At 59.6% G+C, this 19,792-nt stretch carries 17 protein-coding genes; 9 read left to right on the forward strand and 8 right to left on the reverse strand.

Annotated elements, in window-relative coordinates; genetic code table 11:
• Positions 1–4 precede the first annotated feature (4 nt).
• Positions 5–568, reverse strand: coding sequence for a TetR/AcrR family transcriptional regulator (locus ACZRJ6_RS15005; protein WP_463968869.1), 564 nt, complete (start codon positions 566–568; stop codon positions 5–7).
• Between the two features lie 125 nt (positions 569–693).
• On the opposite strand from ACZRJ6_RS15005, the gene pssA reads away from it, so the two are divergent.
• Positions 694–2,037 carry a CDP-diacylglycerol--serine O-phosphatidyltransferase gene (pssA, locus tag ACZRJ6_RS15010; RefSeq protein WP_463968548.1) on the forward strand — a complete coding sequence of 448 codons (1,344 nt, stop codon included), beginning with the start codon at positions 694–696 and terminating at the stop codon, positions 2,035–2,037.
• 48 nt (positions 2,038–2,085) lie between these two features.
• On the opposite strand, the gene efeO (ACZRJ6_RS15015) is transcribed toward pssA, so the two are convergent.
• From efeO (ACZRJ6_RS15015) to efeU, 4 genes are read right to left on the reverse strand one after another with little or no spacing between them, the layout of a single operon-like run.
• Entirely contained in the window at positions 2,086–2,904 is an 819-nt protein-coding gene (gene efeO, locus ACZRJ6_RS15015; protein WP_463968547.1) for an iron uptake system protein EfeO, read from the reverse strand.
• A 28-nt stretch (positions 2,905–2,932) separates the two neighbouring features.
• Positions 2,933–4,237: an iron uptake transporter deferrochelatase/peroxidase subunit gene (gene efeB, locus ACZRJ6_RS15020; protein ID WP_463968546.1), complete on the reverse strand. Its 1,305-nt coding sequence runs from the start codon at positions 4,235–4,237 to the stop codon at positions 2,933–2,935.
• Between the two features lie 13 nt (positions 4,238–4,250).
• Positions 4,251–5,453, reverse strand: a complete 1,203-nt coding sequence (gene efeO, locus ACZRJ6_RS15025) for an iron uptake system protein EfeO (RefSeq protein ID WP_463968545.1) — start codon at positions 5,451–5,453, stop codon at positions 4,251–4,253.
• Between the two features lie 10 nt (positions 5,454–5,463).
• Positions 5,464–6,312 (reverse strand): iron uptake transporter permease EfeU, encoded by an 849-nt coding sequence (efeU, locus tag ACZRJ6_RS15030; protein ID WP_463968544.1) that lies wholly within the window; start codon positions 6,310–6,312, stop codon positions 5,464–5,466.
• Positions 6,313–6,479: 167 nt separating this feature from the next.
• Between efeU and ACZRJ6_RS15035 the strand changes: the two genes are divergently transcribed.
• On the forward strand, positions 6,480–7,496 hold the full coding sequence (locus ACZRJ6_RS15035) for an AraC family transcriptional regulator (protein ID WP_463968543.1): 1,017 nt from the start codon (positions 6,480–6,482) through the stop codon (positions 7,494–7,496).
• Positions 7,497–7,614: 118 nt separating this feature from the next.
• Complete coding sequence (locus ACZRJ6_RS15040; protein WP_463968542.1) at positions 7,615–7,908, forward strand: hypothetical protein; 294 nt, start codon at positions 7,615–7,617, stop codon at positions 7,906–7,908.
• A 227-nt stretch (positions 7,909–8,135) separates the two neighbouring features.
• Here ACZRJ6_RS15040 and ACZRJ6_RS15045 read toward each other — a convergent pair whose 3' ends face one another.
• The 3 genes from ACZRJ6_RS15045 to mexE are packed head-to-tail and all read right to left on the reverse strand — an operon-like array spanning position 8,136 to position 13,987.
• Complete coding sequence (locus tag ACZRJ6_RS15045) at positions 8,136–9,551, reverse strand: efflux transporter outer membrane subunit (protein WP_463968541.1); 1,416 nt, start codon at positions 9,549–9,551, stop codon at positions 8,136–8,138.
• Positions 9,548–12,727, reverse strand: coding sequence for an efflux RND transporter permease subunit (locus ACZRJ6_RS15050; RefSeq protein WP_463968540.1), 3,180 nt, complete (start codon positions 12,725–12,727; stop codon positions 9,548–9,550). Before ACZRJ6_RS15050 ends, ACZRJ6_RS15045 begins: the two co-directional genes overlap by 4 nt.
• A 15-nt stretch (positions 12,728–12,742) precedes the next feature.
• Positions 12,743–13,987 (reverse strand): multidrug efflux RND transporter periplasmic adaptor subunit MexE, encoded by a 1,245-nt coding sequence (mexE, locus tag ACZRJ6_RS15055; RefSeq protein WP_463968539.1) that lies wholly within the window; start codon positions 13,985–13,987, stop codon positions 12,743–12,745.
• A 367-nt stretch (positions 13,988–14,354) separates the two neighbouring features.
• On the opposite strand from mexE, the gene ACZRJ6_RS15060 reads away from it, so the two are divergent.
• From ACZRJ6_RS15060 to benB, 6 genes are all read left to right on the forward strand, one after another.
• On the forward strand, positions 14,355–14,648 hold the full coding sequence (locus ACZRJ6_RS15060) for a metal-sensing transcriptional repressor (protein WP_463968538.1): 294 nt from the start codon (positions 14,355–14,357) through the stop codon (positions 14,646–14,648).
• 7 nt (positions 14,649–14,655) lie between these two features.
• Positions 14,656–15,525 (forward strand): nickel/cobalt efflux protein RcnA, encoded by an 870-nt coding sequence (locus ACZRJ6_RS15065; protein ID WP_463968537.1) that lies wholly within the window; start codon positions 14,656–14,658, stop codon positions 15,523–15,525.
• Between the two features lie 377 nt (positions 15,526–15,902).
• Positions 15,903–16,808, forward strand: coding sequence for a catechol 1,2-dioxygenase (gene catA, locus ACZRJ6_RS15070; protein WP_463968536.1), 906 nt, complete (start codon positions 15,903–15,905; stop codon positions 16,806–16,808).
• A 67-nt stretch (positions 16,809–16,875) separates the two neighbouring features.
• Positions 16,876–17,823 carry an AraC family transcriptional regulator gene (locus ACZRJ6_RS15075; RefSeq protein ID WP_463968535.1) on the forward strand — a complete coding sequence of 316 codons (948 nt, stop codon included), beginning with the start codon at positions 16,876–16,878 and terminating at the stop codon, positions 17,821–17,823.
• A 107-nt stretch (positions 17,824–17,930) separates the two neighbouring features.
• On the forward strand, positions 17,931–19,307 hold the full coding sequence (locus ACZRJ6_RS15080; RefSeq protein ID WP_463968534.1) for an SRPBCC family protein: 1,377 nt from the start codon (positions 17,931–17,933) through the stop codon (positions 19,305–19,307).
• The gene (gene benB / locus ACZRJ6_RS15085) at positions 19,304–19,792 is read left to right on the forward strand and encodes a benzoate 1,2-dioxygenase small subunit (protein ID WP_463968533.1); all 489 of its coding nucleotides are present in this window, start codon (positions 19,304–19,306) and stop codon (positions 19,790–19,792) included. The genes ACZRJ6_RS15080 and benB overlap by 4 nt, the downstream gene beginning before the upstream one ends.

A 19,792-nucleotide genomic window follows, 5' to 3' on the forward strand; every position in this document is an offset into this window, starting at 1 on the left:
GCATTCAAAGTGCCAATAAGGTTCGCGCCATGCATTGCGCATTATCAGCGGCTGTTGAATCGCCCATGACCAGGGCAACGGTAATGGCGCCATCGATGAGGATCAACAGCTGCGCTGCCTGTCGTTTTGGGTCGCGGATGCCATGTGCTTTACACAGTTCAAGAAGGTACTCGAACAGTTTCTGTTTGTGGGCCTTGGCCAGCAGGCGCACCGGGTCTTGTGCATCGCCGGTTTCGCCGCTGGTATTGATGAAGGCGCAGCCGCGAAAGTCTCCGCAGCCGAACCAGGCCTTGAGGGCGCTGAACACCGCCAGCAAGCGCTCGCCTGTGTTTTCGGTACGCTCAACTTCACCGCGCAGCCATTGCATCCAGCGCTCATCGCGGCGCTGCAAGGCGGCGATGACCAGCTCATCCTTGTTGGCAAAGTAGCGATAGATACTTTTCCTGGAGACGCCGGCGGTTTTCACCAGAAGCTCCATGCCGGTGGCTGCGATGCCACTTCGGTAGATTAATTTTTCGGTGACGTCGAGGATGATGTCGCGGGTTTCATTGCTGGTCATATCGTTCATGATCCATAAAGTAGAACGATCGTTCTTCTTGGTCAAGAGGTTATTTCTGCCCGTGGATGGGCAGACCTGAGCCCCCCCATGGTGTAAGCTCGTGGGCTATTCGGATTCGACCCATTGCGAGCCCTATGCCGTCGTTCTTCAAACGCTCCCTGTTGCCCAAGCTGCGCGGTTTCCCCCTCACTACCGACGCCATCGAGGTGCTGTCCGGTGCCGCCGAGTTTCGTCGGTGCCTGCTGGAAAAAATCGCCCAGGCCACCCAGCGCATCTACATCGTCGCGTTGTACCTGCAACAGGATGAGGCCGGCCAGGAAGTATTCGACGCCCTGCATGCCGCCAAGGCTGCCCGGCCCGAGCTGGATATCGTGTTGGTGGTCGACTGGTTGCGGGCGCAGCGCGGCCTGATCGGTGCCGGCAAGCAGCCGGGCAACAGCGCCTGGTACCAGGCCATGACCCAGTCCCACGAAAGCCAGGTGCCGGTATACGGCGTACCGGTGCAAACCCGTGAACTGTTTGGCGTGTTGCACCTCAAGGGTTTTGTGATCGATGACAGCGTGCTGTACAGCGGTGCTAGCCTCAACAATGTGTACCTGCACAAGTTCGACAAGTACCGCTTCGATCGCTATCACCTGATTCACAACAAGGCCCTGGCCGATTCGATGCAGCACCTGGTAGAGCACGGGCTGATTGCGTCAAAAGCTGTGCACCGCCTGGACCTGCCGGACTTGCCCAGCACCCGCAGCTTGCGCAATGACATTGGCGACTTGCGCAGCCGCTTGAAACACGCGACCTATGACACCACTACCGGCGCAGTGCCAAACGGCAACCTGTCAGTCAGCCCGCTGCTTGGCGTTGGCAAGAACAACCCCCTGAGCCGGGTGATCTGCGAGCTGATTGCCAGTGCCCAGCATCAACTGACCATTTGCACCCCGTATTTCAACCTGCCCCTGGCGGTAACTCGGGAAATCAACCGCGCCCTGGCCCGTGGGGTAAAGATCGACATCATCGTTGGCGACAAAACCGCCAACGACTTCTACATCCCGCCGAGCGAGCCGTTTAAGGTGATTGCCGCGCTGCCGTACCTCTATGAAATCAGCCTGCGGCGTTTTGCCAAGCGCCATCAGAGGATGATCGATACTGGCCAGCTGAATCTGCACCTGTGGCATGACGGTGATAACACCTATCACCTCAAGGGCATGTGGATCGACCAGCGCTACACCTTGCTCACTGGCAATAACCTCAATCCACGGGCATTCCGTCTGGATCTGGAAAATGCCTTGCTGATCGATGATCCACAGGGCGAATGGCTGGTGCCACGTCGTACTGAGTTGACGGAAATTTTCCGGCACACCTCGCGAATCGAGCGCTACCAGCAACTGCAAACCCTGGTGGAGTACCCGGAGGCTGTCAGCAAGTTTCTGCGTCGGGTCAGCCGGGTACGGATTGAGCGATTGTTGTATCGGATACTGTAGGGCTCAGGCCGATTGCCGTGCAGCCGGCCAGCAAGCAGTGAGTTGAAGTCAGTTCAAACCCAGTTTGCCCCGCAAGGTCGACAGGTCTTCCGCCAGGGTATTGACCGGTCCCACCAGCGCCTTGCGGTCGTTTTCCTTGACCTTGTCGTAGGTCTCAAAGCCGCCATCGGCGGTTTTGTATTTGGCCAGGATCTGGTCGACGGTGGCGAAGTTCTTGTCGACCTTGGCCATGAAGGCCTTGTCCTGTTTCTCGATCTGCCCACGGAATAGGTCGACGATTTTTTTCGCGCCGTCGATGTTGCCCTGGAAGTCATACAGGTCGGTGTGGCTGTAGCGGTCCTCTTCACCGGAGATCTTGGTGGCGGCGACTTCTTCGAGCAGTGCGGCGGCGCCGCCGACGACTTTTTCCGGAGGGAAGGTCAGGCCGGCGACGCGGGTCTGCAGGTCTTTGACGTCCTTGTTCAAGCCGTCAGTCAGCGCATCCAGGCCTTGGGTGGTGTTCTCGGAGAACAGTGTGTATTCGATGCGATGGAAACCGGTGAAGTCATCGGCCTTCACGCCTTTTTCGTGGTCGTCGACCCGCGAATCGATGGCAGCGTCGAGGTCGCTGAACAGTTCTGCGATCGGCTCGATGGACTCATAGTGAACGCGGGTTGGTGCATAGAGCTTCTTGGCCGTGGCCAGGTCGCCTTTCTTGACGGCGTCGGTGAACACCTGGGTCTGGGTGACCAGCTCATCGATCTTGTCAGTGACGTAGATTTTGTAGTCCGAGACCGGGCCCACCAGGTCCAGCGGTGCCGTAGCGGCAAAGGCCGCCGGCACAGAGAGGGTCAACAACAACGACAATGCCAGGGACGACTTTTTCATGGGAAGATTTTCCGCTGTGGGGTTGGTTTCAAGTGTTGGCAGTGGTTTGAGGATGCGTGGCAGCCAGCAGCGTGCGACCGATGAAATCCTGCGGCCCGGTGGCCCCCGGCAAGGTGAAGAAATAACCGCCACCTACCGGTTTCAGGTATTCCTCCAGAGGCTCGCCGTTAAGCCTTGTTTGCACGCTGATAAAGCCTTTCTCCAGGTCAGCCTGGTAGCAGATAAACAACAGCCCCATGTCCAGCTGACCATTTTTGTTGACGCCGTTGGAGTAGTTGAACGGCCGACGCAGGATCAGGTTGGCCTGAGTCTTGTGGGTGCGCGGGTTGGCCAGGCGGATATGGGCATCGAGCTTGGTCAACTTGCCTTCGGGGTCCTTGGTGTAATTGGGTACCTGGGTTTCGGTGTGGCCGTCCATGGGCGCGCCGCTGGGCTTGATCCGGCCGATGATGCTTTCTTGCTCCTGCAGGGGCGTGCGGTCCCAGCGCTCGACGAAGTTGCGAATGATCCGCACCGCCTGGTAGCTGCCATTGGCGGCCCAGGCCGGTTCGTCACTGCCCGGTTGGACCCAGACAATCTGGTCCATGGTCGTGTTGTCGTTGGAGTCGGGGTTGGCCGAACCATCACGAAAGCCGAGGAAGTTGCGCGCACTTTGCGCCGGCTCGCCTGGGTGAGCAGGGGCCTGGGGCGGCACGCTGCCTTCCTGCTTCCAGCGCACTAGCAGCAGGTCTGGCAGGTTTTTCACGATGTCACGCAGGGCGTGAATATTGGTGTCGGGGGTGTTGGAGCTGAACTGCAGGCTCAGGTCACCGTGGCACTGGGCGGGTTCCAGGGCGTCGTTGGGGAAACCGACCATGCGGCTCAGGCGTTTGGGCTTGGCGCTGGCCAGTGCGAAGCGCTCATCAAACAGCGACTCGCCGACGGACACGGTGATGGTCAGGTTGTCTGGCGTTACCACGGGGCCGAGAATTCCGGAATCGGTGGGCGGCAGTTTCGGGTCGACTTGCGGCACGGTGCCGCCGGTCATCAGGAAGCTGATGCGCTCGTTCAGCGTGCGCAGCAGCCGTTCCAGATCTTCACGATCGCTGGCCAGTACATCAAAGGACACCAGCATGCCGCAGGCCGGGCGCGGGGTGACGATGCCTGTTTGATGCTGGCCATGAAAATCGTGACGGTCCTGGGTCTTTTCACTGCTCGGCGCGGTGGTGACTTGTGCCGCGCTGGCGGCCATCGCCGGGCAACTGAGGTTGCTGCCGGCAATTGCCGCGCCTGTGGCAGCCATGCCTAGCAAGACACGACGACGCTGGGCTGAAAATTGTTCTGAATCACTCATGCTTTCAGTCATCTCACTGCAGGCCAGAAAGGCCAAGGGCGGGGTCGATTCCATCGAGTGCAACGGCCAGAGCCTTGGCCTTATCGGCGATCTGCTTGCGCTGATCGACGGTGACGCTGTCGTATGTGCTGTAGCTATTACCGACTTTCAAACTACTGAGCTGGGCGTCGAGGGCGTTGATGGCGCTGTCGATACCCGGCAGCAGGTTGGCAGCCGACTTGGTCAGCAGTGGACGCATCAGGCCCACTACCTTGCGCGTGACCTCCAGGTTGGCGGCAAAACCATTGAGGTCGTTATGGCTGTAGCGCTCTTCCTCACCGCTGGCTGCACGCACATCCGCCAGACTATTGAGGTTGCGCACCAGGATGCTCACCAGTTGTTCCGGTGGCAGCGATTGGGCGAGCAACTGTTGCTTGAGGCGGGTGACATCGGTCAGCAGGCGCTGGGCAATCGGTGTCAGGCCGTCGAGGTTGCGCTGCTGGAACAGGCCGTACTCAAGGCGGTGGAAGCCGCTGAAGGCCGGGTCCTGCTCACGTTTTTCAAAGTAATCGGCGCGGGCGTTGATGACGTTATCCAGCTCCGCCAGGCGTTGCGAGGCCGGGGCGAGACGCTGATAAGCCTCACGTGCCGGCACGTAAAGCGCCCGGGCCTGGCTCAGTTCGCCGGCTGCGATGGCCTGCTCAAGTGCGGTGACCGCCTTGATCAGCGCGCCGCCCTGGCTGCTCAGGTACACGCGAAATTCCGACAGTGGGCCAATAAACGCCACCATTGATGGCTTGGCCTTGGCTTGTGCGTCCGACTCGGCGGTCGGCGTCACATGCAGGGTGCCGCGTGGGTTGCTCTGCAGACCGCAGGTGATGACGTAGTCGCCGGGCGCCAGGTTAGCGTTGATCACCTGGCTCAGGCCGGGGGCGATATTTTCGCGTTCTTCGACCACCAGCACGCCGTCGAGAATTTCCCATTCCACCGCCCGGTCCGAGCGGTTGATGATGCGAAAACTGGCGTGGCCCGCCGGTACGGTCAGGGCATTGGGCTCGCAACTGTGGGCGTGAATGGTCACGGCGATTTCATCGTGGTTGGTCTGGCGCTTGGCGGCGGCCATTTTCGAGGCGTAGTAGAACAGGCCGCCGGCGGCGATCATCACGATCACCGAGCCGGCCACCGCCCAGCGCAGGGCACGGGGAGGCGAAGCCGGTTGAGGGGATTGGCTGGACAAGAGGCGGTCCTTATTGGCTGGAAGCGGAAGAGGTATTGCGGGCGATCGGTTTGCTGGGAGCCGCCGGCAGGAAGAACATCACCAAGGCCACCACCAGGTAAATCAGGTAGGCGCCGAGGGTGCTGATGGTGGGCGCATCCTGATAGCCAAACATCCCCGCCAGTACCGAACCCAGCGGGCCATCCATCGGCAGCGTGGCGCTGAAATCGAACAGCACGGTTTGCAGGCGGTTCCAGGCGCCAGCTTCGTGCAGGGCTTGTACCGAGTTGGCCAGGATGCCGGCGGCCACCACCAGGATGAATAAGCCGGTCCAGCGAAAGAACGCGCCGAGATTCAGGCGCATGCTGCCCGAATAGATCAGGAATCCGACGATGATCGCCAGGATCAGGCCGAGCAGGGCACCCATGGGCGCCGCCGGGCCTTCGCTTTGTTGGAACACCGCCAGCAGGAAGAACACAGTTTCCAGGCCTTCACGGGCCACGGCGAAAAACACCATGGCGATCAGCGCCGTGACCTGGTGTTTGGAGCCGGCCAGGGCGTGATCCAGGGATTGGTGCAGGGAATGCTTGATGGAGCGCGCTACCTTGCGCATCCAGAACACCATGGAACTGAGAATGCCAACGGCCACCAGGCCGACAATGCCTTCGAACAGCTCTTGCTGTTTTTGCGGGAATTCCGCGCTGACCAGTTCCAGGCCACCGCCTACCAGCAGCGCCAGGGCTGCGGCGAGAAATACACCGATCCACACCGCAGGCATCCATTGGCCGCGGCCGGTCTGTTTCAGGTAACTAGCGATGATGCCAACGATCAATGCCGCTTCAATCCCTTCGCGCAGCATGATTAGAAATGGAACGAGCATTCAGCACCGAAGCGTAATTAGATAGGAGGCTAAGTTGTAACATAATGATACTCATTGCTAAACAGGAAAAATTGCCATTTGCTGAACGGCAGCTGAACGGTGGTGACGAAGCGCAACCCCCACTATGATGCGCGACATCTTCTGCACAACCGGTCATCACACTTCCCATGTCGGAAAAAGACACCATCTCCATCCATCTGGTCCGCGAAGCGTTGTTGCAGAGCTGCGCGCCGGGTGCCGCTACCCATGAAGTGCTGAACAAGGTCGGGATTGCCCCGGCGCTGCTGGCACAACCGGGTGCCCGCGTTCCGGCGACGGCTTATGCACGGCTGTGGCGTTTGCTGGCGCGGCGACGGGATGACGAGTTTTTCGGTATGGACCCGCGCAAGCTTAGGTCCGGCAGCCTGGCGTTTTTCTGTCGTGCCTCCATGGCACAACCGACCCTGGCCGCCGGCCTGGAAACCGGCCTGGGCTTTCTCTCATTGATGCTTGAGCACATGCCTGCGCAATTGGTGCGCCAGCAAAGCCTGGCAGAAATAGTCCTGCTGGAGCCCGAACCTGAGCCCAAGCGGGCGTTTACCTATTTCGCCTACTGGATGATCGTCCACGGAGTCGCCTGCTGGCTTGCCGGTCGGCGCATTCCGATTCTTGCCATTGAGCTGCGCTGTTCGCAACCGGCCTTTTGTGGCGACTATCAGGTGATGTTTTCCGACAACCTGCGCTTTGACCGGCCACGCACCCGGATGATTTTTTCCGCCGACTGCCTCGACCTGCCGATCAAACGCAGCCCGGAAGAACTCAAGCGGTTCCTGGCGCAGGCGCCAGCCAACATCCTGGTCAAGTACCGAGACCCCGACAGCCTCGCTACCCGGATCAAGAATGACCTGCGCCAGATGCCGCCCCAGGACTGGCCGGAGACCGAGAGCCTGGCCAACACCTTGTGCATGTCGGCCTCGACACTGCGCCGTCGCCTGGCGGAAGAAGGCCTGACCTACCAAGGCCTCAAGGACAGTGTGCGCAAGGAGCTGGCCGTTATCTGGTTGGCCGAGCCTCATATCAGCTTCGCCGAGATTGCCAGCCGCCTGGGCTTTGCTGATACCAGTTCGTTCTACAAGGCCTTTCGCAAGTGGTCGGGCTCCAATCCTGGGCATTACCGCAGCCTGATCCTCAACGAGGTCAGTTGAAGAGTTTTCGTACATACGCTGATCGTCAAGCGGGGCTTGCTTGAGATTTTCCCTCTGTAGGGGCCAACGGAGCCATCCTTAAGCTGGCTGCACTTTTTCCATGTTGAAGAGTGCCGCAATGCCACTGGATCCTTTACAAGACAACGCGTCATCTTCATATGAGGATACGCGGAGCACCCCACAGAAACTCAAGGGTTTTCTTGTGCAGGTGATCAGTGCCAGCTTCGGGCATAAGCCGGGGCATGCTCCCAATGCTTCACTGCAAAAGGCCTGGGCCGCTGAAGAAAAGCTGGCCTGCCTGGAACGTCGCTATTTGCCACTGGACCAGGCGGACACTTATCGGACAACCGTGAATTCGACGGGCGCTATCTTCAGTGCGGCCGATGCCGTGCAAGGTCTTGTTAATGAGTAATCGGTACGGTGCCCGGACTTTCTCGAAGATCAAAGGGGGATGTATGAAGATGACGTTAGAAGGGCCAAAAACGTCGATGCCTTGCTGCCACGGTTTTCGTGCACGCTGATCCTCGCCGATGAAACGCCGGTGCAGGTGCTTACTTTGGGCGCAAAAAAAGCCCCGTGACCGAATGGGGCACGGGGCTAAAAATTGGCTGGATGCGACCAACCAAAGGAGCTCTTTACTCAGCGAATGCTGGCGACCGTGGTGTCCGGCTGCCAACCACCGCCCAGCGCTTTGTAGATCGCGACGATGCCGCGATACAGGTCGACTTCGGCTTGGGCCTGGGAGTCTTCGGCGGCCAGGCGTTCACGCTGGGCGTCCAGCAGCACCAGGAAGTCCACGGTGCCTTCGCGGTAGCGAATTTCGGCAAGATCCGCGGCGGCGCGGCTGGACTCACTCTGACGAATCAACGAAACCAGGCGCTGCTGGCGCTTGCCGTAATCGCTGAAGGCGTTTTCCGACTCTTCCAGGGCCAGCAGCACTTGCTGCTCGTAGGTCGCCAGGGCGCCATCGGCTTCAGCACCCGCCCCGCGCAAACGGGCGCGCACGCTGCCCAGGTCAAAGGCCGCCCAGGTAATGCTCGGGCCCAGCGCCCAGGCATTGGCCGCTGACGAGCCGATCTGCGATCCACGGCCGGCGGTAAAGCCCAGGAAGCCGCTGAGGCTGACCCGAGGGAATAAGTCGGCCTTGGCCACGCCGATCCGCGCGGTGGCGGCGGCCAGTTTACGTTCGGCGCTGAGAATGTCCGGGCGCCGCTGCAGCAGTTGCCCCGGATCGCCAATCGGCAAGGCCTTGGCAATCGCCGGCAGGCTGGCCGGACTCAGGTCTACGCTCAGTTTGTCTGGACGCTGGCCGAGGAGGGTGGCGATGCGGTTCCGCTCGCGCACTTGTTCGGCCTGCAATTGCGGCACGCTGGCTTCAACGGCGGCCAAGCGCGCATCGGCACGCACCACGTCGAGCTGATCGCCGACACCGGCGTCCCGCAGGCTTTCGGTGATGGTGCGCGAATCCTGCTGGTTCTTCAGGTTGGCCAGGGCTATTTTCTCGCGCAGTTGCGCGCCCCGCAGTTGACCGTAGGCGTCCACTAGTTCGGCAATCATGGTGACTTGCAGTTGATAGAGGTCGGCTTCGGCGGCCTGCTGGTCGGCATCGCTGGCTTGCAGGTTGCGCTGGATGCGGCCGAACAGGTCCAGTTCCCAGGCCATGTCCAGGCCCAGGTCGTAGCGTTCACTGTTGACGCGCTGGGTGGTTTGGCCAGGAATCTGCCCCTTGGCCAAATCGCTGCTGACGCGGCTGGTGATCGTCGGCATGGCGTCGTTGCTGGCGTCATCACGAATCGCACGGGCTGCCCGCAGACGGGCAAACGCTACGCGCAGATCACGGTTGCCGCTCAGGGACTGGGTCACCAGTTGGTTGAGGATCGGGTCCTCGAACTGCTGCCACCAGATCCCTTCGAAACGTGCGTGGTCGTATTGTTTAGCGTCGGTGGCGGCCGTGATATTGGCCGCCTCCAGGCTCTGGGTTTTATAGTCCGGGCCCACGGCACAGGCGCTCAGCGCCAGTACCAGCAAGCTCGGCAGGAAGACTTTCACGCTCATTGCTGTGTCTCCAGCTTCAAGGCCTTGGCCGCTTTGCGGGCTTCGCCGCGCTCGACAAAGCGCCGGATCAATACGTAGAACACGGGTGTCAGCAACAGGCCGAAGAAGGTCACGCCGATCATCCCGGAGAACACCGCCACACCCATGGCATGACGCATCTCGGCACCGGCACCGCTGGAGAACACCAGGGGCACCACACCCATGATGAAGGCGAACGAGGTCATCAGGATCGGCCGCAGACGCAGGCGGCAAGCTTCCAGCACCGCAGCGAGCGGATCGAGGCCTTCCTCCTGTTTATCCTTGGCAAATTCGACGATCAGAATCGCGTTTTTACAGGCAAGCCCCACCAGTACGATCAAGCCGATCTGGGTAAAGATGTTGTTGTCGCCGCCAGAGAGAATCACCCCGGTGATGGCCGACAGCAGGGTCATCGGGACGATCAGAATCACCGCCAGTGGCAGGCTCCAGCTTTCGTATTGAGCGGCCAGTACCAGGAACGCCAGCAGTACGCAGAGCGGGAACACGAACAGCGCGGTATTGCCCGAGAGAATTTGCTGATACGTCAGGTCCGTCCACTCGTAGGTCATGCCGTTGGGCAGTTCCTCGTTCAACAGTTTCTCAATCGCGATCTGGGCCTGGCCCGAGCTGTAGCCGGGTGCGGCGTTGCCGTTGATTTCAGCCGTGATGAAGCCGTTGTAGTGCATCACGCGGTCCGGGCCCGAGGTGTCGCTGACCTTGATAAAGGTCGCCAGGGGAATCATCTCGCCTTTGTTGTTGCGCACTTTCAGTTGGCCGATCTGCTCTTCGTCGAGGCGGAACTGCTGCTCAGCCTGTACGTTGACCTGATAGGTACGGCCAAAGCGGTTGAAGTCGTTGGCATACAGCGAACCCAGGTAGATCTGCAGGGTGTCGAAGATGTCGCTGATTGCCACGCCGTGGGTCTTGGCCTTCTCCCGGTCGATAGCGGCATTGACTTGCGGCACGTTGACGGTGTAGCTGGTGAACAGCCCGGCCAGTTCCGGTGTGGTCTGGCTCTTGGTGATGATGTTCTGCACTTCTTTGTACAGTTCTTCATAGCCCAGGTTGCCACGGTCTTCGACTTGCAGGCGGAACCCGCCGATGGTGCCCAGGCCCTGTACCGGCGGCGGTGGGAAGATCGCCATGTAGGCTTCCTGGATGTCGCTGTACTTGCCATTCAACGCGCCAGCAATTGCACCGGCTGACATGCTTGCATCCTTGCGCTCATCGAACGGCTTCAAGGTCACGAAGACGATGCCGCTGTTGGAGCTGTTGGTGAAACCATTGATCGACAGGCCAGGGAACGCCACGGCGCTTTCCACGCCAGGCTGTTTCAGGGCGATGTCGGACATGCGCTTGATCACGTCTTCGGTGCGGTCCAGGCTGGAAGCGTCCGGCAACTGGGCGAAGGCCACCAGGTATTGCTTGTCCTGAGCCGGGACGAAGCCAGTCGGGGTGTGGGCAAAACCGAACCAGGTCAGCACCATGAGACCGGCATACAGGAACAACGCAATGCCGCTGCCACGGATAACCCGGCCCACGGTGCGGACGTAGCCACCGCTTGCGCGGTCGAAGAAGCGGTTGAAAGGACGGAACAGCCAGCTACCGAAGATCCCGTCGAGGATTTTCGAGAAGCGATCTTTCGGTGCGTCATGGCTGCGCAGCAACACGGCGGCCAGGGCAGGGGACAAGGTCAGCGAGTTGAAGGCTGAGATCACTGTCGAGATGGCAATGGTCAAGGCGAACTGCTTATAGAACTGCCCGGTCAAACCGCTGATAAAGGCCGCCGGGATAAACACCGCACACAGCACCAGTGCCGTGGCGATAATCGGGCCGGTCACTTCACGCATGGCGCGCTTGGTGGCCTCCACTGGGCTAAGCCCCAGGCCGATGTTTCGCTCGACGTTCTCCACCACCACGATGGCGTCGTCCACCACGATACCGATGGCCAATACCAACCCGAACAGCGACAGCGCGTTGAGGGAGAAGCCAAACAGGTGCATGACCGCAAAGGTACCGATCAAGGATACCGGCACCGCCACCAGCGGGATGATCGAGGCGCGCCAGGTCTGCAGGAACAGGATCACCACCAGCACCACAAGGATCAGCGCTTCGAACAGGGTGTGCACCACAGCCTCGATGGAGCCACGCACGAAGATGGTTGGGTCATAGACGATGCTGAAGTCCATGCCTTCGGGGAAGCTTTGTTTAAGCTGCGCCATCTTGTCGCGCACTTCGTTGGAGATCTCGATAGCGTTGGAGCCCGGTCGCTGGAAGATCGGGATCGCCACCGCCGGTTGGTTATTGAGCAACGAACGCAGAGCGTATTGGCTGGAACCCAGCTCCACACGTGCGATGTCTTTCAAACGGGTGATTTCACCGTTATCGCCTGCGCGAATGATGATGTTCTCGAACTCTTCCTCAGTAACCAGGCGGCCCTGAGTGTTGACCGACAACTGGAAGCTGGTGGCATTCGGCGCAGGCGGCGTGCCGAGGGCACCGGCGGCCACTTGACGGTTCTGCTCGCGGATCGCGGTGACCACATCGGTGGCCGTCAAATTACGCGAAGCGGTCTTGTTCGGATCGAGCCATACCCGCAGGGAGTAGTCGCCCATGCCGAACAATTGCACGTCACCGACACCGCCCAGGCGCGCCAACTCATCCTTGATATTGAGCAAGGCGTAGTTGGACAGGTAGAGCATGTCGTAGCGCTTGTCCGGCGAGGTCAAGTGCACAACCATGGTCAGGTCGGGGGAAGCCTTGTCCACGGTGATACCGATCCGGGTCACTTCTTCGGGCAGCTTGGGCTGGGTCCGGGTGACGCGGTTCTGGACCTGGACCTGGGCATTATCCAGGTCGGTTCCGAGGGCGAAGGTGATGGTCAGGGTAATCTTGCCGTCGGCCGTCGACTGCGAGGACATGTACAGCATGTTCTCGACGCCGGTAATGGCTTGTTCCAGCGGCGCGGCAACGGTTTCACCGATGACTTTCGGGTTGGCGCCCGGGAAGTTGGCGCGTACCACTACGGTCGGCGGCACCACTTCCGGGTATTCACTGATCGGCAATTGGAACAGTGAAATCGACCCGGCGATCAGGATCAACAGCGAGAGCACCGCTGCGAAGATCGGCCGCGAAATGAAGAACTGGGAAAAATTCATCTTGAGTGTTATCCCTTAACCGCGTGGAGTCGCGACGCTTGCGAGCTTGGGCGCGGATTTATCCGGCGTCACTTGCTCCAGGTTGCTGGCTTCAAGCGCTTGTCGTTGTTGTGCCAATGCGGCGAGGGTTTCCTTGCTGGCCATCGGGATGGTTTCCGGGGCGACCGGCGATCCCGGGCGAACCCGCTGCAGGCCCTTGACGATAATGGTGTCGTCCTTGTTCAGGCCGCTGCGCACGATGCGCAAGCCTTCGATCTTCGGGCCCAGCTCCACGGCGCGGTACGACGACTTGTTGTCGGCATCCATCACCAGCACGAACTTCTTGCCCAGGTCGGTACCGACTGCTTCGTCGTTGATCAGTACGGCAGAGTAGGTGCCGCTGCCTACCAGTTTCAGGCGTGCGTACAGGCCTGGGGTGAAGCGCCCGTCGGTGTTATCAAAGACTGCTCGACCCCGAATGGTGCCGGTCGCCGGGTTGACCTGATTGTCGACAAAATTCATCTGGCCCAGATGCGGGTTGCCGTCTTCATTGGACAGGCCCAGGTATACCGGGGTGGTGGCGCCACGGCGGCCCTGGCGGGCCAGCTCGGTGTACTTGAGGTACACGCGTTCATCGGCGTCGAAGTAGGCGTAGACCTTGTCGGTAGACACCACGCTGGTAAGCGAAGTGACATCAGCGGTCACCAGGTTGCCGGCAGTGATGTCGGCACGGCTGACACGGCCGCTGATGGGCGAGGTGACGCGGGTGAAGCTCAGGTTCAGCTTGGCCAGGTCCAGTTGCGCCTGAATGCCAGCGACAGCAGCGCGGGCTTCCTGGGCAGCGGAGGTACGGGAGTCGGCAAGCTCGGCGGAAATCGCGTTGCTCTGACGCAGGCGCTCGCCGCGCTGGGCTTCGTTATCGCTGCGGCTTGCTGCTGCGCGGGTTTGTTGCAACTGGGCTTCAAGGCGGCGGACTTCGGCCTGGAACGGACGCGGGTCGATTTGGAACAGCAACTCGCCTTTCTTGACCAAGGCACCTTCGGTGAAGGCGACCTGATCGATCTGGCCGGAAACCCGAGGACGAATCTGCACGGTTTCCGGCGCTTCCAGGCGACCGGTGAACTCGTCCCATTCGTTGACGGGCTGTTCAAGGACCTTGGCAACGCTGACTTTACTGGCTGGCATGGCGGCCGCTTGGTCAGGGGTCTTGCCGCATGCGCTTATCACCATCACGGCCAAAATGGCCAGGGGATAGCGCAAATGTTTGAGTGACTGTTCCATGAGGTGCATCCGCCAATGTATTTGAGATGGGCGGATCATGCTCGGCGATGTGCTCTCTCACGAATCGAATGAAACAAAGGTAACTATCATTCGGAATGATATAAGCGCGAACCAAGCCCTCTAGAATGGGGCTTTCGTTAGGTAGCTATCAATAGTATTGATGACAAAGGACTGTTGTGAGGAATGCAAAGACGCGGCAAGCGAAGAGGGCGCCCCATCAAGAAAATCGGCGAACGAGGAGATGAGTAGCGCAGCGCATCACCTGCAGGGTATGTCGACGGGTTCTCATCAATGCAATACGTTTGACCATATCCCCCCTGGGGGGATAGGATGCCAGCGTAATTCATAGAGGCCTGAGGCCTAAACCATGAGCGAGCACGAGCACAATCACCGCCACATCCACCAGAGCCACGAGGCGATCATCAAGCGCCTTAAACGGGCGGACGGTCACCTGCGCAGCATCATCACCATGATTGAAGACGGTCGTGAGTGCGTCGACATTGCTCAGCAGCTGCATGCTGTGGAGAAAGCGGTGTGCCAGGCCAAGCGAACGCTCATCCAGGATCACATTGATCACTGTCTGGAGGACACCGTTTCGGCCCTGAATATTGGCGAGCGTGGTCCGTTAGAAGCCTTCAAGCAAATCACCAAGTACCTCTAGGTCTGATATGCCTAACTTCGCTGAAATCTTGCAGCAGGGTGGCTCGCACGCCTGGCTGTACTTTCCGAGCGCAATTCTGCTCGGTGCTCTGCATGGGCTGGAACCAGGCCATTCAAAAACCATGATGGCGGCCTTCATCGTGGCCATCCGCGGCTCGGTAAAGCAGGCCGTTTTATTGGGCCTGGCCGCTACGCTGTCGCACACTGCCGTGGTTTGGTTGGTTGCCATCGGCGGTATGTACCTGGGCAAAGGCCTGGATGCTCAAACCACTGAGCCTTACTTCCAGCTCGCCTCTTCTGCACTGATCATCGCGATTGCGCTTTGGATGCTGTGGCGTACTTGGCGCGGTGAGCAGATGTTCAAGTTCGAGCAAGGTGATGATCATCATCACGGCGAGCATGCCGGTCACTCCCATGATGACGACCTGGAATGCCAGGAACATCATCACGGGCACGCCCATGGCGAACGGGAAGGCTTGGAACTGTCGATTGATGGTTATCAGGATGCGCATGAGCGTGCCCATGCCACCGATATCCGCAAGCGTTTCGCCAACCGCGAAGTCACGACGGGACAGATCATCATGTTTGGCTTGACGGGTGGGCTCATTCCTTGCCCTGCGGCCATTACCGTTCTACTGCTCTGCCTTCAGGTCAAGGAAGTCACCTTGGGTGGCGTGCTCGTCCTGTGCTTCAGCATTGGCCTGGCGCTCACCCTGGTAACCGTCGGCGCCGCAGCAGCTATTGGCGCCAGGCAGGCCTCCAACCGCTGGCCCTGGATGGGCGCCGTTGCTCGTCGCGCACCTTACCTGTCCAGCGCGCTGATTATCGGAGTCGGTCTCTATGTGGGCATCCATGGCTGGATTGGTCTGAACGCTTAGGGCGACTCTTGAGTGTTTGCCAAGGGCGTCGGGATTAGCGTAAATGACGAAGTTTCACGATACCTCCAGGGTATTAAGTGAGACCTAATCAATATTGGACGGCCTGCGCCCTCAGCGTCAATCTCTGCTGAAGAACAACTATTATGCAGGCTGAACGTCTCATGGTCGCTGTCACCATCGAACGCTTCGATACCCAGATTGTCGACCCCCGACGATCCGCTCGCACAGATGGTATGACCGTTAAGCGTCCTACTGACATGCCGGTAGATAAGGCCAGTAAACTCAAGTCCGATGAAAAGAAACTGGCCTGTGCCTACACCCTGTCTTCGGCAGCTCTTGCCATCAACAAAAACAAGATAATGATGAGGACCACTGCCATGACTATCCGTATTTCGCAAACTGCTGAAGTACAGCAGTTCTTCGAAAGGGCATCCGGCTTCGACCAGACCGCTGGCGGCCAGCGCATGAAGACTGTGGTACACCGAGTGTTGAGCGACACGATCAAGATCATCGAAGACCTGCAAATCACTCCTGAAGAATTCTGGAAGGCCGTCAACTATCTCAATGACTTGGGCAGCCGCCAGGAAGCCGGCTTGCTCGTCGCAGGCCTTGGGCTTGAGCATTACCTCGACTTGCTGATGGATGCAGAGGATGAGCAGGCCGGGCATGTAGGTGGTACGCCACGCACCATCGAGGGGCCGCTGTATGTTGCCGGAGCGCCGTTGTCCGAGCACTACTCCCGCCTGGATGATGGTCAGGACGCTGGCACTGTCCTGTATATGCGCGGCCAGGTTCGCGACACCGATGGCGAGCCGTTGGCCAACGCCATTGTCGATGTGTGGCACGCCAATACCGGCGGTACCTACTCGTACTTCGATCCTTCGCAGTCGGAGTTCAACCTGCGTCGCCGCATCCAGACTGATGCTGAAGGGCGCTACCGCTTCCAGAGCATCGTGCCGTCCGGCTATGGCTGCCCACCTAATGGCCCGACGCAACAGTTGCTCGATCAACTGGGTCGTCATGGTCAGCGTCCGGCGCATATTCACTTTTTTATCTCGGCGCTCGGCCATCGTCACCTCACCACCCAGATCAACCTGGCCGGGGACAAGTACCTGCACGATGACTTTGCCTATGCCACTCGTGACGAGTTGATCGCCGAGATTCATTTCAGCGACGATACCAATGGCCGGCGTGCCGATATCGATTTTGACTTTGTATTGCAGCCAACCGCTGCGGCCAAGGACGAGAATCGTCATGAACGGGTGAGGGCGTTGGAGGCTTGATACCCCAACAGGACTTGTTGCCTGCGGGGGCGTTTTGGCGTCAGCCTAGGGCCAAAGAGGCGCAACCATGACCGTGCTATTGAGTGAGTGCAGCCAGATTTTTGATCGTGCAGATGCCTATGCTGTGTCGGATTACGTCAACCAGCATGTGGGCAGCCACTGTATCCTCCTGCCACCCAGGGGGCGCCCACAGGCGAGCATCAGCCACCGGACCTTTTCCAGCCTGGATTTGTGCCGCATCAGCTACGGCGCTCCGGTGCGGGTAACCTCAGTGGCGCTGGAAACGATTTACCACCTGCAGATTCTGCTGCGCGGTCACTGCCGCTCCACCTCCCGTGGCGAAGAGCAGATTTTAGGACCGGGTGAAATCCTGCTGATCAATCCGGATGACCCGGTGGACCTGACCTATTCTGCCGACTGCGAAAAGTTCATCATCAAGTTGCCCGTGCGCCTGCTGGAAAACGCCTGCCTTGAGCAGCACTGGACGCTGCCGCAACAGGGCATCCGTTTCGCGGCGGCGCGCCACGTGCTCAGCGAGATGGGCGGATTCCTGCCATTGCTGGGGTTAATCTGCCAAGAGGCCGAAAATGCCGCAGAGCCCGAAGTGCAGGGCCTGTATGAGCGCATTGTGGCGAATAAACTGCTGGCATTACTGGCCAGTAACGTCTTGCGTGTGATTCCCCGGCCGGATCAACGCGGCGGCTTTGAAGCGGTGCGCCAGTTTATTGAGGAGCACCTGACCGAGGATGTCAGCGTCGAACAACTGATGGCCATCGCCAGGGTCAGCGAGCGTTCGCTGTATACCTTGTTCGAACGCCAGGTCGGCCTATCGCCGCGTGACTATATGCGTCAACGCAAGCTGGAGCGGGTGCATGCCATGTTGCAACTGGGCACGGCTCGCAGCGTGACGGAAGTGGCGCTGGATCACGGTTTCCTGCATTTGGGGCGTTTCTCCGAGTCCTATCGCAAACGCTTTGGCGAGCTGCCTTCGCAGACCTGGAAGCGGCAACGATAAACCGGTTGCGCCAGGCGGATAGCGATTTGCAGTCAGCGGATATTGAAGGGTAAGACGAGTACATAAGGTGGGGGTGCCTGATACAAGAACAACGGAGGGCCTACCCCATGATCAGCACACTCGACCGACTTGCCCGACAACTGCGCGAATCCGTCCAGGACGATCCCGCTACCGGGGTTTTCCGCTGCCGCCGCGACATATTCACCGACCCTGACCTATTCGCCCTGGAGATGAAGCACATTTTTGAAGCGGGTTGGGTCTACCTGGCACATGAAAGCCAGGTGCCAGAGATCAACGACTACTTCACCACCTGGATCGGCCGCCAGCCCGTGGTCATCACCCGCGACAAACAAGGCGCGCTGCACGGCCTAGTCAACGCCTGTGCACACCGCGGCGCCATGTTGTGCCGCCGCAAACAAGGCAACAAGGGCTCATTTACCTGCTCATTCCACGGCTGGACGTTCAGCAACGCCGGCAAGCTGCTCAAGGTTAAGGACGCCAAGACCGGCGCCTATCCCGACAGTTTCGACTGTGACGGCTCCCATGATCTCAAGCGCCTTGGCCGCTTCGAAAACTATCGAGGTTTCCTGTTTGGCAGCCTGAGTGAAACGGTTGCGGAACTGAGCGATTATCTGGGTGAAACTCGGGTGATTATCGACCAAATGGTCGATCAGGCACCGCTGGGCCTGGAAGTGCTGCGCGGCAGTTCGTCGTATGTCTACGACGGCAACTGGAAGTTGCAGATCGAGAACGGCGCCGATGGTTATCACGTCAGCTCCGTACACTGGAATTACTCGGCGACCATGGGCCGGCGCAACTACGAAGCCGAAGGCACGCGCACCGTCGATGCCAATGGTTGGTCGAAAAGCCTCGGCGGCGTGTATGCCTTCGAACACGGGCATATCCTGCTGTGGACGCGCCTGCTCAACCCCGAAGTACGCCCGGTGCATGCTCACCGCGAAGCGCTGGCCGAACGCCTGGGCCAGGAACGCGCCGACTTTATCGTCGATCAAACCCGCAACCTGTGCCTTTATCCCAATGTTTACTTGATGGACCAGTTCTCCACGCAGATCCGTGTCGTACGGCCGATCGCGGTCGACAAGACCGAGGTGACGATTTATTGCATGGCGCCCAAGGGCGAAAGTGCCCAGGAGCGCACCACGCGCATCCGTCAGTACGAAGACTTCTTCAACGTCAGCGGCATGGGTACACCCGATGACCTTGAAGAGTTCCGCGCCTGCCAGACCGGCTACCAGGGCGCGACCACCTTATGGAATGACCTCAGCCGCGGCGCGAAACAGTGGGTCGAAGGCGCGGATGAGAATGCCAAGGCCATGGGCATGCACCCGCAACTCAGCGGCGTGAAAACCGAAGACGAAGGGCTGTTCGTACGCCAGCACGCTCATTGGGCACAAAGCCTTCAGCGCGCGATCAAGTTGGAGCAGCAAGGCTTGATCGCTACCGACAAGGAGGTGCTGTCATGAGCATTTCCCGTGACCGCCTGCTGGACTTTCTGTACCGCGAAGCGCGCCTGCTGGATGACCGCCAGTGGGACGAGTGGCTGGAGTGCTACTCACCCAAGGTCGAGTACTGGATGCCTGCGTGGGACGACCACGACACCCTGGTAGAAGACCCGCAGAGCGAAATCTCGCTGATTTACTACCCCAGCCGTGACGGCCTGGAAGACCGCGTATTTCGCATTAAGACCGAGCGTTCCAGCGCCAGCACACCGGAGCCGCGCACTGCACACCTGATCACCAACCTCGAAGTACTGGCCGACGACGGTCAGCACGTGGAGCTGCGCTTCAACTGGCAAACCCTCAGCCATCGCTACAAGACCACGGATACGTATTTCGGCACCTCGTTCTATCGCCTGGATATCAGCGCCGAACAGCCGCTGATTACGCGCAAGAAGGTCGTGCTGAAAAACGATTACATCCATCAGGTCATCGATATCTACCACATCTGA

The sequence above is a fragment of the Pseudomonas sp. C321 genome (assembly GCF_055407105.1).